Annotated in this window: 13 protein-coding genes; 7 read left to right on the forward strand and 6 right to left on the reverse strand. The window is 59.6% G+C overall.

The genetic code is table 11. The features are described from left to right. The first annotated feature begins 271 nt into the window (after window positions 1-271). From JAO77_RS23845 to JAO77_RS23855, 3 genes are all read left to right on the forward strand, one after another. Entirely contained in the window at window positions 272-1363 is a 1092-nt protein-coding gene (locus tag JAO77_RS23845) for a DUF5700 domain-containing putative Zn-dependent protease (protein ID WP_198993059.1), read from the forward strand. A gap of 90 nt (window positions 1364-1453) precedes the next feature. Continuing rightward, complete coding sequence (locus tag JAO77_RS23850; RefSeq protein ID WP_198993060.1) at window positions 1454-2569, forward strand: sensor histidine kinase; 1116 nt, start codon at window positions 1454-1456, stop codon at window positions 2567-2569. Further along, complete coding sequence (locus JAO77_RS23855; RefSeq protein WP_198993061.1) at window positions 2560-3288, forward strand: LytR/AlgR family response regulator transcription factor; 729 nt, start codon at window positions 2560-2562, stop codon at window positions 3286-3288. The genes JAO77_RS23850 and JAO77_RS23855 overlap by 10 nt, the downstream gene beginning before the upstream one ends. Before the next feature lie 98 nt (window positions 3289-3386). Here JAO77_RS23855 and JAO77_RS24665 read toward each other — a convergent pair whose 3' ends face one another. From JAO77_RS24665 to JAO77_RS23870, 3 genes are all read right to left on the reverse strand, one after another. Beyond that, entirely contained in the window at window positions 3387-3941 is a 555-nt protein-coding gene (locus JAO77_RS24665; protein WP_370550334.1) for a DUF4468 domain-containing protein, read from the reverse strand. 174 nt (window positions 3942-4115) lie between these two features. Beyond that, complete coding sequence (locus tag JAO77_RS23865) at window positions 4116-5306, reverse strand: erythromycin esterase family protein (protein WP_198993063.1); 1191 nt, start codon at window positions 5304-5306, stop codon at window positions 4116-4118. A 172-nt stretch (window positions 5307-5478) separates the two neighbouring features. Then, window positions 5479-8004: a TonB-dependent receptor gene (locus tag JAO77_RS23870; RefSeq protein ID WP_198993064.1), complete on the reverse strand. Its 2526-nt coding sequence runs from the start codon at window positions 8002-8004 to the stop codon at window positions 5479-5481. A gap of 281 nt (window positions 8005-8285) precedes the next feature. Here JAO77_RS23870 and JAO77_RS23875 point away from each other — a divergent pair, with 281 nt between their 5' ends. Then, a complete protein-coding gene (locus JAO77_RS23875) occupies window positions 8286-9404 on the forward strand; it encodes a PA14 domain-containing protein (RefSeq protein WP_198993065.1) in 1119 nt (372 codons plus the stop codon). A gap of 233 nt (window positions 9405-9637) precedes the next feature. On the opposite strand, the gene JAO77_RS23880 is transcribed toward JAO77_RS23875, so the two are convergent. The 3 genes from JAO77_RS23880 to JAO77_RS23890 all read right to left on the reverse strand — a co-directional run bounded on the left by JAO77_RS23880 (window position 9638) and on the right by JAO77_RS23890 (window position 12336). Beyond that, window positions 9638-9982 carry a hypothetical protein gene (locus JAO77_RS23880; RefSeq protein ID WP_198993066.1) on the reverse strand — a complete coding sequence of 115 codons (345 nt, stop codon included), beginning with the start codon at window positions 9980-9982 and terminating at the stop codon, window positions 9638-9640. Between the two features lie 62 nt (window positions 9983-10044). Then, window positions 10045-10533, reverse strand: a complete 489-nt coding sequence (locus JAO77_RS23885) for a hypothetical protein (protein WP_198993067.1) — start codon at window positions 10531-10533, stop codon at window positions 10045-10047. 1140 nt (window positions 10534-11673) lie between these two features. Continuing rightward, window positions 11674-12336: a recombinase family protein gene (locus tag JAO77_RS23890; RefSeq protein WP_198993068.1), complete on the reverse strand. Its 663-nt coding sequence runs from the start codon at window positions 12334-12336 to the stop codon at window positions 11674-11676. Between the two features lie 207 nt (window positions 12337-12543). Between JAO77_RS23890 and JAO77_RS23895 the strand changes: the two genes are divergently transcribed. The 3 genes from JAO77_RS23895 to JAO77_RS23905 all read left to right on the forward strand — a co-directional run. Further along, window positions 12544-13677 (forward strand): TlpA disulfide reductase family protein, encoded by a 1134-nt coding sequence (locus JAO77_RS23895; protein WP_198993069.1) that lies wholly within the window; start codon window positions 12544-12546, stop codon window positions 13675-13677. A gap of 440 nt (window positions 13678-14117) precedes the next feature. Then, on the forward strand, window positions 14118-14420 hold the full coding sequence (locus JAO77_RS23900) for a transposase (protein ID WP_198993070.1): 303 nt from the start codon (window positions 14118-14120) through the stop codon (window positions 14418-14420). Then, a partial coding sequence (locus JAO77_RS23905; RefSeq protein ID WP_370550335.1) for an IS3 family transposase occupies window positions 14417-14685 on the forward strand: 269 nt, incomplete at its 3' end. The genes JAO77_RS23900 and JAO77_RS23905, both read left to right, overlap by 4 nt.

Here is a 14685-nt window from a genome sequence, read left to right on the forward strand (position 1 = left end):
CGGGAGCCAGTCGACCGAAAATAGTACTTCGCTGCGAGAGGTCGCAACATTGGCAGTGGCTACGCTGCTGTGTACTAGCCGCTAAACCGACCGATTTCTTCCTGCTGGGCGAGCGGTCGATCCGAAGGTCGTGGTAGCTGGTGGCTTACGCATATGCCCCAAACGGGGCTACTATGTCTACAGCCGCCGCTACTTGGTCGAAAAAAGTTGAGGGCGAGGACGCCGCCAGCGTGCTTTACCACTCAGTAATTCACTCCTTCCCGGCTCCTAGATGCGTCTTTTTTTCTTACCCCTGCTGTTGCTTTTCCTGCTAGCCGCTCGCTTGGCGCCGGCCCAAACCATCCAGACGGAAGCGGCCCAGGCCTACTGGCGCCTCACCGATGCCTTGCGCCGCGACGAGCCGTTAACCAACGCCGCGTGGCAGCAGTTTTTGGCCTTGCCAGACAATAAGGTGTATGTAGAGGCAGTGTGGGGCAGCGATACGGCCAGCGTGAGCCGCTACCGCCGCGCCATCGAGGTGGTGTACCGCCCCCGCTACGACTCGCTACGGCAAGCTAAAATCAAGGCCGGCTCCTGGTACTACATCCTCGTCAACCACTACAAGGAGCAAGAAGCCGATGACCGGGCTTTTCTGGCCCTCATGGCTCAGAATCCTACGTACCTGGAGTCGATGTACACGCTGGCGTACGAGTACCTGCCGGCCCGCGACCATTATAAGGTTCAGAACCTGCACCTCGCCTACGTGGCCCTGGGCAATGATGCCACCTCCCAACAAGCGGGCATCGTTTTCAGCATTCGGGATGCCCGCGACCAGCTGCGTCTCAAGCCCGGCATCTTAGAGGCGCACGAGATGCACCATCGCCTGCGCAGCACCAAAGACTGGCACTTAGTGGCCGCGGATGAGTCCCTGCTAACCGCCCTCTATATGACCCTCAACGAAGGCACCGCCGACCTGATTGATAAGCGGGTAGCCCTGGAGCAGCAAGCGGACACGGCCGAGGCCAGCCAACTACGCCGCTGGCTGCTACGCCCCGCCCCGAAAGTCATTCACCAGCTCGACTCGACCATCTGCGTGCAGGCGACCGGTGGCCCCGCCACGTCGCTACGCTTCTACCGGGGACTCACCAACGGTACCAATGGCCACCTGCCGGGCTTCTTCATGGCCTACACCATTCTGCAAAACGGGCTGCTCCAGTCTCTGCTCGCCCACGCTAACGACCCCCTCGCCTTTGCTCTACTCTACCAACAAGCCGCCAAAAAAGACCAGCGGCACCAGCACCCGCCCACGTTCTCGCCCCGGGCGGAGCGCTATCTGCGCCGCTTAGCCCGCCAGTACGCCAAGTCTCACCCCGCCGCCAGCTAACCGATGCGGCAGCTATCCCGCGCCGACCGCCTTATTTTGGGCGGGCTAAGCCTGGCGAGGAGATATCAGCCGGGGTTGGCGGGCTAGGTTATGACGTTTTCTACTACACGTATTCTCGATTGGCTGCTGGGCACGGCGCAAAGCCGCCGCACTAGGGTGGTCCAGCACCTAGTCTTCTGGTTGGTGTACGCCAAATGGATTGCGCTGACGGGGGCCTGGCTCAGCGACGCCGCGCACCCGCAGGCGACGTGGCTAATGAGCGCGCAAGCCGCCTTGACCGTACTGCTGACCTTCTATGCGGTCTCTTTCGCCGTGCACCGGGCCCGCACCAGTGGGGCGGCCTGGCTGCGCGGCCTGACGATTCTGCTCATCAGCTTCGGCCTCTATTGCCTGAGCAACTACTACCTCTACGGGTATGTGGCGGCGGCCTATCCCGATATGCCCGCCTATTTCCATCGCTTGGTAGGCAACCTTTCTCAGCACGGACCCTGGACGTTTCTGCACAACGGCCTGCTCTACTATCATGCCACGCGGTTTTTGCTGCTGCTCTTTCTGCCGTTTGCCCTGCAAAGTGGGCGGGCGCTGGTTCAGGCGCGCGTGCGCACGGTCGCCCTGGAAAAAGACAACCTGCAGTTAGAATTAGAATTTCTGCGCGCGCAAATCAATCCCCACTTTCTCTTTAACACGCTCAACAGCGTCTACGCGCTGGTCGAAGACAAAGAGCAGACCGCGGCCACGCTCGTGCTCGCCCTGGCCGGCATGATGCGCTACGCCCTCTACGACTCGGCTGTGCCGCACGTGGCGGTGGGCCGCGAACTGGCCTTTATCCGCGAGTACCTGGACATCCAGCAAATTCGCCATCAGCGCCGCCTGCGCCTGGACGTGCAGCTAGCCCCGGACCTGGGGGCACAACGCATCCCGCCCCTACTGCTGGTCACATTCCTGGAAAATGCCATCAAGCACGGCGTGGACCAGCTCCTGCACGAGGCCTGGGTGCAGGTGCGGGCCTACCGGGACGAGACGGGCACCTTTTGCTTTGCCGTCAGCAACACCCGGCCGCCGACGGCCGAAGGGGGGCCGCCCGCCGAAGGCATCGGCCTGCGCAATACCCGGCGGCGGCTGGCCTTGCTCTACCCCGCCACCCACTCGCTGCAGATTCGCACCGACGCCACGCGCCACCATGTGTTGTTACGTTTATGGTCTTAGCGCCCCTACTGACGAGCGTCATCATCGACGATGAGCTGTTGGCGCAGAACCTACTGCGCAAATACGTCGGCCGACTGCCCTTTTTAGCCCCACCCGTCGTCTTCGATAGCGCGGTAGCCGCCCTGGGTCACTTGCCGCAGCTGCGGCCCGACCTGCTGCTGCTCGACGTAAACATGCCGCAGCTCAGCGGCCTGGACTTACTGCGGGGCCTACCCAGCCCGCGGCCGGCCGTGGTGCTGACCACCGCGTACGCCGAATATGCCGTGCAGGGGTTTGACGGGGATGCGGTGGATTTTCTGCTCAAGCCCTTTTCGTTCGAGCGCTTTACCAAAGCCATCACCAAAGTCCAAGCGTACCTCGGGGCGCAGAGCCCCCCGGCAGCCCCCGTACCCGCCCCCGCGCAGGTGCTGCTGTTGAAGGAGCATAAGAAGGTGTGGCGGGTGCCGGCGGCAGATATTCTCCTGGTGGAAGGCATGAAGGACTACGTGAAGGTCTACACGCGCACGCAGGTCATCCTCACGCACGTGACGATGACGCGCATCGCCAGCTCGCTAGCCGAGGCCGCCTTTTTGCGGGTCAACAAATCGTACCTGGTCCACCAGGGTGCCATTGTGGCCCTCGACGGCAACATGTTAGAGCTCGTCAATGGCCTGCAGGTTCCGATCGGCATCAGCTACCGGGAGGCTGTACGGGAGCTGCTAACGGGTGGCCTGCTATAACCCAACGAGAAGCCGTAGTGCTTTTTAGGACAGACGTTTACCAAGGTAAGCAGTCTACTTTTTTACAAGCTATAATCGGTCGTTTACAGTCTGTAAAATCATGGCTTACGCTTCATATTGCCGTTAAAATTCAATAGAAAGTTCTCTACCGCAGCCTCTACGTGTTGACGCTGCTGGTCTGTAAGGTCTCGTAGAAAATGGTTGGCCGGATGAGCTAAGATGAAGGCTTCAATTGGTCCTGCCGGCAAATAAGGCGTCGGATTGCCAGGGTACTTTGCCAGCCGAAACTGGCTGATACTGTAACTGTACTGCCCATCCTTCACGGCTGCGCGTACAGTGTACCAGAGGATGCTAGTCTGAGGCACCGCTGAGCCACCGATAGTATTGTTATAGTACCGGTGTTGTGTACCTTCTAATGTTCCTGCCGCCTCATTGAAGGAAACGGATTCCCCATTCGGAATGGAAAATACAGCCGTAAACCACCGCTTGGCCAGAGCATATAGTTCTGCTTTGGGAGCCCCTGGGCGCGGCACTACGCCCGAGTAAGTAACAAGATGGGTAGCGGAATCTAGTGGAAAATCCACGGCTCTAGTCTGTGCAGAGGCCAGGGAATGAACACCGAAAAGGAGCGTTAGCAGAGCAATTAGCCGCATGAAAGGCAATTAGCTAGAAGACATAATGGCAAAATACTACATTCTACCAGCAGTTGAGCAAGTCCAAAACTGTACTGATTCCAAGGTTTGTCTGAGATGAGGCGTTATGTTAAGTGGCTTTTCTAAGGAACAAGAGGGAAAGTATTTACCACCTTACTACCCCTAAAGTGCTACTTACTTGCTTATTTGTCCGCACGGCTCTACTAGTTGCGTATAGAGAAAGGCATCATACACCTGACTCCACACCGCCTGCTGCTTGGTAGCGTGGCCGAAGCCGCGCACGTAGAACTTCCGCGCCCGCAAATCGGGTGCCCGCAGGTTGATCAAGGCAAACGGGAGGGCTAGGTCATGTAAGCTCTGCTCCAAGCCTTGGCCCATATAGGCCGGGATGGGGAAGGGCTTTGGCAGGGTGGGCCGTTTGGCAACGCCTTCGTACGCAATCATTGCCAAGGCGTAAGACGGTGCACCTTGGTGGGCATCAAACGCTGCCTTCACCGTGGTGATAGCCTTTGGAGCGGGTAGGACTTGAGTGTTGCCAATATGGATATTGGCCCCGAAAAAGACGACGGCTTGGTCGCGTAGCGCTGTGGTTGTGAGCCAGAATAGATTGTCCCCCATCGCTTGGTCGCGATAGTAGGCATCGTGTTTAGGCGCCAACCCCTGCCAGACATGGTGGGCAAAGGCTTCGATCGTGCGTAAGAGTTGATGGTCAAAGCCTGTGCTGACTACCAGATGGTAAGCGTGGAGCGTGGCCAAAAATTGCGCCCGGCGCTCAGGGCTAGTCGAGGTAAAGTAAGTTTTCTGCTGCAAGTCTTTTAGATCTTGCAGGAAAACAGCCTTCTGCGCGTGCGCCGGCAGCAAACTATCAAGGTAGGGGACTAACTGCTGTTGCGAATAATCCGAAGTAAGCATGGGGTCGGTCCCATACACGGCCAGGTTTTGAGCGAGCAAATACTGTATAACCTGTTCAAATTGACTACATTCGGTCCAGACAGGGTACAGGCTGCGCAACCGTTCGGCTAAAGGGCGTGCCTGGGCCTGGTGATTCAAGGCGAAGAAGTCGGCCTCGTAAACCACCGCCACTGAGCGACCTAACTGCCGTAGTTGTTGCAGCAGCTTCACTTTCAAGGGATGGGTAGAGCCATCCCCATGGTCTAACTCTCCTACGAAGACGACCGACGCGGCGGCTACCTCGGTTAAAACTGGCGTGAGTAAAGTAGCCTGTTCTGGCGTAACGGCAAATGTATTCTTCTGCACCTGCACCAAGCTAGGTTGTCCGACTGCGGGCCAGGCCAAGAGGTAGCCCAGTAGTAGTACCCCGAAAAGAAGCAATGGGGAGCGAGACAGCATGTCCGGAAAAGGCAAAATAGGCGAGCTTATAATATTTCTTAAACCAACGATTCTAAAACGTCTCAGCCTGGGCTAGCTACTTCGCGGAATGCGCCTTTAGGAAGGTTCGACAAGAGCTGCCCCCTTTTCAGGATGAGGGGTTAGCCTACCCTAGGGGCAGCGCGCAAGCTGCCCCGCTGCTCAGTCGCTAGCCCCCGCTGCTTTGGCCCCCGCCGCCCTTGATATCGTCGTTGCGGATGCTCTTGCGCTGGCGCGTAGCTTGTTGCTGCCCGAAGCGGTAGGTGAAGCCCACCCGAAACTGCCGCTGTTGGTTGGTGAAGCGGCTGTGCTGCGAAAAGGCGGGCGTACTCGTCTCGTATGCAAACGTGCGGCGCGCCGTGAAGGGGAACTGGGAATTGAACGAGAGGTCGGCGCGGCCCTTGAGCAGGGTTTGGCGCAGGCCCAGCCCGTAGTAGATGAAGCTGCTGCTGCGCCCTTGTAGTACTGGCCGCGCCAAGCTGTGGTAGAGATTGCCTTGCAGCGTCAGCGTCTTGGTCGCTTTATAAGAGGTGTTGACGTTGTAGTTGCCCGCAAAGCCGCGCCGCGTCAAGTTCAACGCCGTGCTGCGCAACAGCAGGTACTCTAGGTTACCGCCCAAGCTGAGACTCCATTTTTCGGTCGGCTTGGCGGACAGGTAGCCGTTGAGCTGGAAGGCCGTGTTGCTGGCCACGTTGGCGCTGGTTTCCAGCACTAGGTTCGGGGCGGGCACAATCTCGTCGGGCACGGGCAGCAGCGGCTGGGTGCTGGCAAAGCTCACCCGCTCGATGGAGTTGCCAGTGCGCAGCACCGACAGGGCCACGTTGAAGGACGTCGTCTTGATGAAATTGTTGTAGCTCAACTCTACCGAGTGCGTCAGCTCGGGGTCCAGGTCCGGGTTGCCGTAGGAGTAGCTGATGGGGTTGCTGCGGTCAACGTAGGGGTTCAGGTAGTAGATGTAGGGGCGGCTGATGCGGCGGCTATAGGCCAGGCGCAGGCTGCTGGTTTTGCTCAGCGTGTAGCTCAGGTTGGCATTGGGCAGCGGCGTGACGTAGCTGCGGTAAGGGATGCCGGTGTTCGTGTTGGTAAACTCGGCCCAGAGGCCCGTGCGCTCCACGCGCCCGCCCAGGCCCAGGTGGAGCTTTTCTGTGGCGTTGAAGTTGTAGGTAGCATACACTCCCTCCACGTCCTGGCGATAGTCGAAGGAAGTGCCGCGGTAGCGAGAAGGAACAAAGTCGGCGGTCTGGGCCGGAAAAAGCGTGTCGACCTGGGCCTGCGAGCCTGTCAGGCGCACGATGCCCTTGAGGCCAAAATCCAGCGTATTCTTCTCGCCCAGGGGCAGGGTGTAGTCGCTTTGCAGGGTATACTCGTGGCCCGGCAGGCGCGTGAGGCTACGTTCGCGGTAGCTGGCCTGGCTCACGTCGAGCGCCTGCTCGGAGTTGTTGAACTGGTTGAATTCGTAGCCATTGCGATTACCATTGTAAGCGTACTGCAAAATGGTGCTCCACTCGCGCCGCTCCTGCTTGTAAGTACGAGTATAGGTACCGGTCACCTCCGCGTTGCCCCCGCTGTAGGTCGAGCGCGTGTCACGCAGAAACAGGGGGCCGAAGCCCGGCAACGGCGTGGTGTAGCGGTTCACGTTACCGGACTGGCTGGTGCCGCCGTAGCGAAAGAACGAGCCGTTGAGCGACAAGCTGTGGTGCTCGGCGGGGTCGTAGTCGAGGCCCAGCGAGCCCGAGCCGTAGTACCCGGTGCTGCGCCCAGAACCGTCCTGGCGCAGCGTGTCATTGCGGGTGCTGCGGTAGGTCACTTGCTCACTGCTCGAGGAGCTGCGGTTGTTGTAGTTCAGCCCGCCGTTGAGCGAGGAAGTGAAGTTAAATTTACCCTGGCGGAAGTTGAGCGAGCCGTTGCCGTTGCTGCCGCGGGTGCCCGCACTGGCACCCACCGTGCCGTTGAGGCCCTGCTTAGCCCCCTTCTTGAGCACAATGTTGATGATGCCGGCCGTGCCCTCGCCGTCGTACTTGGCCGGGGGGGTGGTGATGACCTCCACCGATTTAATCTGGTCGGCCGGAATGCTCTTGAGGGCTTCTTTCAGGTTGGCCGCCAGCGTGGGCGAAGGCTTGTTGTTGATGAGTACCTTGAAGTTGCTGTTGCCGCGCATCGTCACGTTGTCGTCGCCATCGATAGCCAGCAGTGGAGCTTTGCGCAGCACGTCCTGGGCCGTGCCGCCGGCGTTGGTCACGTCCTGCTCGGCGTTATAGACGAGGCGGTCAGGCTTGACTTCCATGAGCGGCTTCTGCGCCACCACGACCGCTTCGCCCAGTTTTTGAGCCGTGGCGGGCAGCCGGATAGGCCCAAGTACCAGCCGGCCATCGGTTATGGTGACGGCCTGCGTCCGCACGCCGTAGCCGACGAAGCTCACGCGCAGGCGATACGGGCCCGCTTTCAACTTGGTGAGCTCGAAGCGCCCTTGCTCATCCGCCGACTGCCCTGCGGCGGCTTTCTCAGAAGGGTCTGGCAACAGGAGCACAACCGAGGCGAACGGGACCGGCTGCTGGGTGAGCGAATCGAGCACGAGGCCCGTGAGCGAGCCACTGCCCGCACTAAGTGCCGGTGCCTGGGCGGCGGCCCGCTGGCCTAACAGCAACAACAACAACAGGGGCCACAGCCCCCCAACCCTAGCGGCAACGTGCTTCATGAACAGGAGAAGGAAATAGAATTAAATTATTTATAGTCAATACATTAATTCTATAGCACGTTATCTATCGGCAAAGCTAGCTACTGGCGCCACAATAACTAGGTATTTAGTTAAATATTGTGCTATTTACATGCCCTATCGCTGCGCGGCCCAAGAACTAATCAAGACATATGGCATCGGCACCTGTGCAACCTGTCCCTGGTTCGTTAGCCTAGCTTCCTCCACGCGGCCCAACGCTTCCGATTGCGCAACCTATTTCCACTAAATGTGCTCTTGCCTGTATGATGCGACACAAGGGGTACCTAGGCTGGTTAGCGCTACTGCTGCCTATCAACGCACCAGCACAGGTGCCGGTGGGCAACGGGCTACAAGGAGCCTATTATGCCAGCCATAACTTCGAGCACTATGTGCTGACGCGCCGGGATGCGACGCTCGACTTTGACTGGCACGAACGCCGACCGGTGGCGGGGGCCGGGGCCGAACAGTTTTCCGTGCGCTGGACGGGCTGGCTGCTGGCACCCCTCACGGGCCGTTATGTGCTGCACCTGAGTATTGATGATGGCGTTCGTTTGTGGATTAATGAGCGCTTGCTGCTCGATGACTGGCGCGACCAGGGGCTCAATTATTATCAAGTAGCCGTTGACCTGCACGCTGGGCAGGCCTACCCCATACGCCTGGACTACTGCCAGGCGAGCGCCGCTACACGCGTGCGCCTGGCCTGGGAACTCCCTGCAGGGGCAACTGCCCACCGCCAGCGCAACGCGGCGGACAACAGAGAAGCGGTGGTCATCCCCACCCGCTATTTATTCAGCGCGGCCCCTGCCCTGCCCCCGGTCCCCCAGCTGGCCGAAGCGCTAGTACCCAGTCCTGCTTCAGTTACTCAGCCAGCTACCCCCACCAGCATCCTCCTTGAGCGCCCCAGTGCTGGGGTAGCAGTAAGACCCCGACCACGCAGTTACTTATCCTTGCTAGGGCGGGCCCCACTCGCCTCCGCTAGGCCGGCGCCAGGTGAGTCGCCACGGACGGTAGCAGTAGCTGCGCGCTTAGCGGCGGGGCAGCGGGTGACGCTGCCGGCGCTCTACTTTGCGCAGGGCCAAGCGGACTTGTTACCCCCCGCGCAGGCAAGTCTGGACACCCTAGCGCAGGTGTTAGGGAGCCAGCCGACGTTGCGCCTGGAAGTGCAGGGCCATACTGATAACCAAGGTGACCCAGTCATCAATCAGCGCCTCTCCCGGCAGCGCGCGGCGGCCGTGTGCGCCTACCTCACGGCGCATGGGGTCGCCGCGAGCCGCTTGCGGGCGGTCGGGTATGGGGGCTCGCGCCCGGTGGCGGATAACACCCAACCCAACCAGCGCCCCCGTAACCGGCGCGTCGTCTTGCAGCCACTCGGGCAGCAGTAGCCTCCTACGCCCGACCGTAGGTCAACCAGAGAGGTGCACCTTTCGGAACCGCCACTTTTCGGCTTGCCTACTCCCCACCACGCGCTTGAAACGTACTTGGCAAGGACTTTTTGAGCTACTCATCTCGCGAGGGAATTTCTGAGCCCCACAAGGTGCGTCTTCTTCAATAGGTATTGGGGATAGGGCCGCTTGCTGGTGGTTGACAACGTCGAGGTCGACGGAGACCTTTTACCTCACGGGGCGAGCAAGTCGTCTAGTCGGTAGGCATAGTGGTCCGCCTGCTGGTCAGCAAAGAGGGTACAGCGCAGGACCAAGTCACTCGGGGCCCCGTCCACGCACAAGCGGATGTCGGCCAAGAGTTCTGCGGGGGCTTCTTCCCCAATGGTCAGATAGGTCGTAGGGGCTTTGCGCGGGAGGGTGATCCGTTGCCCATGCTCGGCCAATACCGCGTGCAGGTCTTCCAACGCACAGCGACTGGGCTTGCCCTTCCGAAGCGCCTGCTCGATCCCCCCACTGCTCAACAAGTGAACGATGTACTGGATCGTCGCGGCTACTTGCCCCGGATCAAAGCTGTCCATGGGAGCAATATAATGCTAGTTCAGCTAAACGACCGTTTTTGTGAACTGAGGTTCACGGCTTATCAATGACCGTCAGTGGCCCGTTTGCGGTAATTGTGGGCATCCTGCTGCATCAGCTGCAGCAGTTCTTGCCGGGACCCTTCGTCGAGTGCTGGTAACCGGGTAAGGCCAAGGATCATCTTATCGATGGAGCGGAGCGAATCTTGCGTCATTTGGTAGCTGGACAGCTGCGTATCGACGACGCCCTTCCGGCTAAGGAGCAGCCACGTCGGGCTCGTGTGATTGCCGACCTCGTCGTAAATCGTGAGTAGGGCATATCGGTTGTTGGAGGTGGGCTGTTGAAACGCGCAAAAGTCGTGTGCTTCGTAAGCCCGGCGGCGAGTATCGATGTTGCGGATAAGCGTGGCATTGACCACGGCGCGTGTTTCGCGTGTGAGATGCAGCTTGTGGACCCGGATGCACTCTTCTGGCGTGGCCACAAGTCGATTCTGTCCCGCACAGGCCGTCAAAAGCACTGTAACCAGTAGCTGCCAGCGGGCAGGAAGAGTCATGGAGAAAGAAAAGTTAAGCCGTATCCTCAGCCTAAATGTACTGCCGGCTGAAACTGTACTCGCTTTTTTGAACCACTCCACAGGCGGCTGCATAAGACAAATATGAGCTTGCTAGCCCTCCAAAAAAGGACCGAATAATGGAGGGTTGATACTGTCAGCCTCTTGCTTGGCTAAGCGTTAGGGACGAGCAGCTCTCAAGGGAGCAGCTAACAGCCACGAGCGAGGCCCCACGGACACTTGTGGGGCCCTTGCTGGTGGTAGCTGGGGGTGGGGTGTTCCTAGATTCTCCCAGAAACAGCTTGCGTCCGTTACTCCGGTCTTTGTACGTACAAAGACATGGCTTGCTGCCCCACCTGCTGCCCCACCTGCTGCCCCACCTGTTGCCCCACCTGTTGCCTACCAGAGGTAGTGCCTTAGCACGTCAGTAGGAGCCGTTGAGGTACCTACCTCTGGCCAGAGCGTATGCTGCCGGCAGCCCACCGTGGCCATCCTGAAGCAAGCAGTTGCCCCTTTACCCAAGTGCACCGGGAGACAAGTACCTATCCATATAAGTGTACAGGGGTGCCCCTACACCAGTGCCTAGTTAAACAAGTGCTTACCTAGACAATTTTTTAGTTAGGCAATTGCACAGTTGTACAACTGTACAAATAAATAATTGTGCAACTGTACAATTGTGCAATTGCCTAGTTAGGTAAGTAAACAAGTAAGTAGCTATTCTGATACCTGCCGATGCCGTTACCTAGCAATACACGTACTCATCAGAGCTGATAGGTATCACCAGTGCTAGGTAACTGCGCCTGAAGCCTCGGGTAGTTTAGACCCTCGCGCGGAGCTCAGTTAGGGAGGAGCTTTGCGGCGGGGAGAAGTTCCTCAGCCTCAGCAAGCCATGTCTTTGTAGCCACAAGAGGGGAGTTAACGCAAGCTCTCCCCTCTTGGCAGGGGGGGGGCGGTCGCGCCCGCACGAGGTGGGCGCGAGTCCAGCGGCGCAGTTAAGGCAGGAGAGAAGACCGCGACGGAAGCGCAGGTAGAGTAGCTGATGGTCCCCGCTACGCAGGGCCAGGCCCCCTACTGCCTCGGCCCTGAGTTGGGCTAGCCGACGATGTTGCGGCCTAACGTAGCAGGGCAGGTGGGGTCGGCCGCTTAGGGCGCGGTGGCCCGGTCGAGCAGGCGCTGGACCTGCTTTTGAGAGAAGGCCCCGCCCCGCCGCGCCGTGAAACCCAACGCATTCAGTTCCCCCGCAATCTGCTCGCAGCTGAGCCCCTGCGCCCGCCGGGCTAGAATCAGCGCGGTTGCCTGCCGGATGCCCCCATGCTCGCGCGCGTTGCGCTGTCGGGTAGCCAGCCCGAGCAGGCGTATGTCCTCCGTCATATTGGCGGGCGTACCGAGCTGGGCCCCGCGGGCCTTTTTGGCTTGGAGGGCATCCTTGGTGCGCTGCGAGATGGTCTCGCGTTCGTGCTGGGCAATGACGGCAAATAATCCTACCGTAAGCGTATTGGCATCGGGCATGTCGCAACAGGCAAACTGCACCCCCGAGTCGCGCAGAGCTAGGATAAAGCCCGCGTTCCGACTGAGCCGATCGAGCTTGGCAATCAGCAGTACGCCCCCAGCCTGACGAGCTGCGGCAATCGCGGCCAGCAATTGCGGGCGTTGGTTCTTTTTGCCGCTTTCGATTTCCACATACTCCCCGACTGGGGCCGTCCCTTGCAGGAAGTTGCCCACGGCCGCGCGTTGCGCCTCGAGGCCGAGGCCCGAGTTGCCTTGCTTGTGGGTGGAGACGCGGTAATAGGCAAAGTAGGCAGGCACGGGATAGAAGAGCAGTTTTGGACAAATTTAGCAAAAAAGACATTTTAGCAACGGTCGTTTGTAAAATGTCTTTTTACAGGTAACCCTACTTTTGGCATACCTAGTAGGGCGTAGGGCGCTGGCTCAACAGCGCCGACAAGCGCTGAGGCAACCCTTTTCGTAGTACTTTGCTACTCGTCTCATTGGCAGGGTAAGCTGCTTGACTTTATGAAGCCACTTCTGCTGCTACTGCTGGCCTGCGGGCTGCTGCCTGGGCGGGCCGCGGCGCAGCAGCCCTTTTCCTATTCCATCAGCGGCCACCTGGGGCCACTGCCCCCCACGGCCGTCGTGTTTGTGCGCGACCACCAGCGCATCACCGACTCGGCTCACGTGCGGGCAGGTCATTTTACGCTGCGTGGCACGGCCCAGCAGCCGCATAGCGTTATGTTGCTGCTCGTAGGCGAGGGCCGACTGCCCTCCATCTATCGGCACTCCACCTACGTTACGGGCGATGCCCGACGCCTCTTTATCGAGCCGACGCCCGTGGTCCTTACCAGCGCCGGCCCGCTCTATAACGCCACGCTCCGGGGGGGGCCAGTCAACCAAGAGTTCGCGCGCTACAATGCGCAGTTGCTCGCGCTGGACAACCAGCTTTATCCGAAGCGAACGCAGTACGAGATGATTACGCTAGACCTGAAGGCTATCCAGCGCCAACAACCGTTCTATGATAACCTGACGCGCACCTTCATCCAGCAGCATCCGGCTTCCTGGGTGAGCTTGGACTTGCTGACGCAGCGGCGGCTCGGGCCGGCGCAGTATGATGTGGTGGCCCCGCTCTACGCACGGCTGAGCCCGCTGCTGCAACATAGCCCGCTAGGTCAGGCGTATGGCCAGCGGGTGGATAGCCTGCGCTCCGTGGCGCTGGGGGCGCTGGCCCCCAACCTAAGGCTGAAGACCGCAGCGGGCAAGGTGGTAACGGTAGCGGGGTACCGGGGGCAGTACTTGCTGTTGCAGTTCTGGTCATCGCAGTGCCAATGTCATATGATGCTGGACCCACTGGCCGCCATCGGGCGCCGGTTTGCCGACTTGCCCTTGGCCCTGCTCAACGTGTCAGTTGATGAGCCGGGACAACAGAAGCTATGGCGGCGGGGGCTGAGTGAGTATCAGTTGCTGGGCACCTCGGCTTCTAACCTGGACGGCCTGGCGGGCCCCACGGCGCAGCGCTACCGCCTGGACCAGGTGCCGCAGAATTTCTTGCTTGACCCCACCGGCCACATTGTGGGCGTGAACCTGTATGGCGATGAACTGGCGGCGGCGCTGGCTAAGGTGCGGCCAGTTGTCTCCCCGGCGGGTAGCAAGTAGCCCGGCGTTGCCGAAGAGTAAAGAAGCACGCAAGCTATAAAGACTTGACTATCAAAGATATTATCTGCATTTAAATAACCGACCGTTTGTTGGAGACTTTGAGAGAGTGCCCTGGCGAGCTGGAAACGCCGATTTTTTGGGGCGTTTTTTGACACCCTTTTTTGGAGGCTAGGAATTAAACTATTGGCTCAGGAAGTACCTTCCCGTTGAGGTGATTCAGAAACTCATTTGCAGGTCGTGAGCAGTGGTTAGCTTCTACAGAATGGGTAACTTCGGAAGATGCGCCTTTTGAGGCCGTTACTAGTTGCTAGCGAGCGGAAGAGAATGGGTAATCTCTAGTTAGTCATACCTTAACTGCAACACCTAGTACCCTACGATCACTGGGCTACTGAGGTGGTCGAGTGAAAACAGACAGTGAGAAGTCTTACCTTCCACTGCCCATGCCCGACAACCGTACTTTGAGCGGCTCGCCGCTAACCCGCAAAAAATATACACCGGCCTTTAAAGCTGAATGCGTGCGCCAGGTAGCCGCTGGGGCGCGGCAAACCGACGTGGCCCGCGCCCAGGGTCTATCGCCCGCTTTGCTGGGCCGCTGGCAGCGCCAGGCGTTAGCCGAGGCCGTGCCTAGCAGCGCGGAGCGCGACGAGATTAAGCGTCTGCGTGCGGAACTCAAACGCGTAGAACAAGAGCGCGATATTTTAAAAAAAGTCGTGACCATCTTTGCGCAACCGCCTCAATCATGAGTCGTTATCAGTTCATCGAGCAGGAGGCGACCACTGAGCCCGTGCAGGTGCTCTGCCGCGTGCTACACGTCAGCCCCGCCGGCTATTATCAGTGGTTGGGTCGGGCAGCGCGGCCCACGCCCAGTTGGGAGCCCGCGGCCGCCACCGCCTTTGCGCGCTATGCCCAGCGCTACGGTACGCGCCGCTTGCGGGCAGAATTGCGCGCCGCAGGCCACGCCGTCGGGCGCTATGCGTTGCGCACTTGGCTATGCCGCCGTGGCCTGCG

Origin of the sequence: Hymenobacter sp. BT559 (genome assembly GCF_016427535.1) — a bacterium.
Classification (GTDB): Bacteria; Bacteroidota; Bacteroidia; order Cytophagales; family Hymenobacteraceae; genus Hymenobacter.

Excerpts from the sequence above, each read along its gene's own strand:
- JAO77_RS23845 (WP_198993059.1), top strand. The coding sequence starts at position 272 with ATGCGTCTTTTTTTCTTACCCCTGCTGTTGCTTTTCCTGCTAGCCGCT.
- JAO77_RS23875 (WP_198993065.1), top strand. The coding sequence starts at position 8,286 with ATGATGCGACACAAGGGGTACCTAGGCTGGTTAGCGCTACTGCTGCCT.
- JAO77_RS23855 (WP_198993061.1), top strand. The coding sequence starts at position 2,560 with ATGGTCTTAGCGCCCCTACTGACGAGCGTCATCATCGACGATGAGCTG.
- JAO77_RS23900 (WP_198993070.1), top strand. The coding sequence starts at position 14,118 with ATGCCCGACAACCGTACTTTGAGCGGCTCGCCGCTAACCCGCAAAAAA.
- JAO77_RS23885 (WP_198993067.1), bottom strand. The coding sequence starts at position 10,533 with ATGACTCTTCCTGCCCGCTGGCAGCTACTGGTTACAGTGCTTTTGACG.
- JAO77_RS23895 (WP_198993069.1), top strand. The coding sequence starts at position 12,544 with ATGAAGCCACTTCTGCTGCTACTGCTGGCCTGCGGGCTGCTGCCTGGG.
- JAO77_RS23880 (WP_198993066.1), bottom strand. The coding sequence starts at position 9,982 with ATGGACAGCTTTGATCCGGGGCAAGTAGCCGCGACGATCCAGTACATC.
- JAO77_RS24665 (WP_370550334.1), bottom strand. The coding sequence starts at position 3,941 with ATGCGGCTAATTGCTCTGCTAACGCTCCTTTTCGGTGTTCATTCCCTG.
- JAO77_RS23870 (WP_198993064.1), bottom strand. The coding sequence starts at position 8,004 with ATGAAGCACGTTGCCGCTAGGGTTGGGGGGCTGTGGCCCCTGTTGTTG.
- JAO77_RS23850 (WP_198993060.1), top strand. The coding sequence starts at position 1,454 with ATGACGTTTTCTACTACACGTATTCTCGATTGGCTGCTGGGCACGGCG.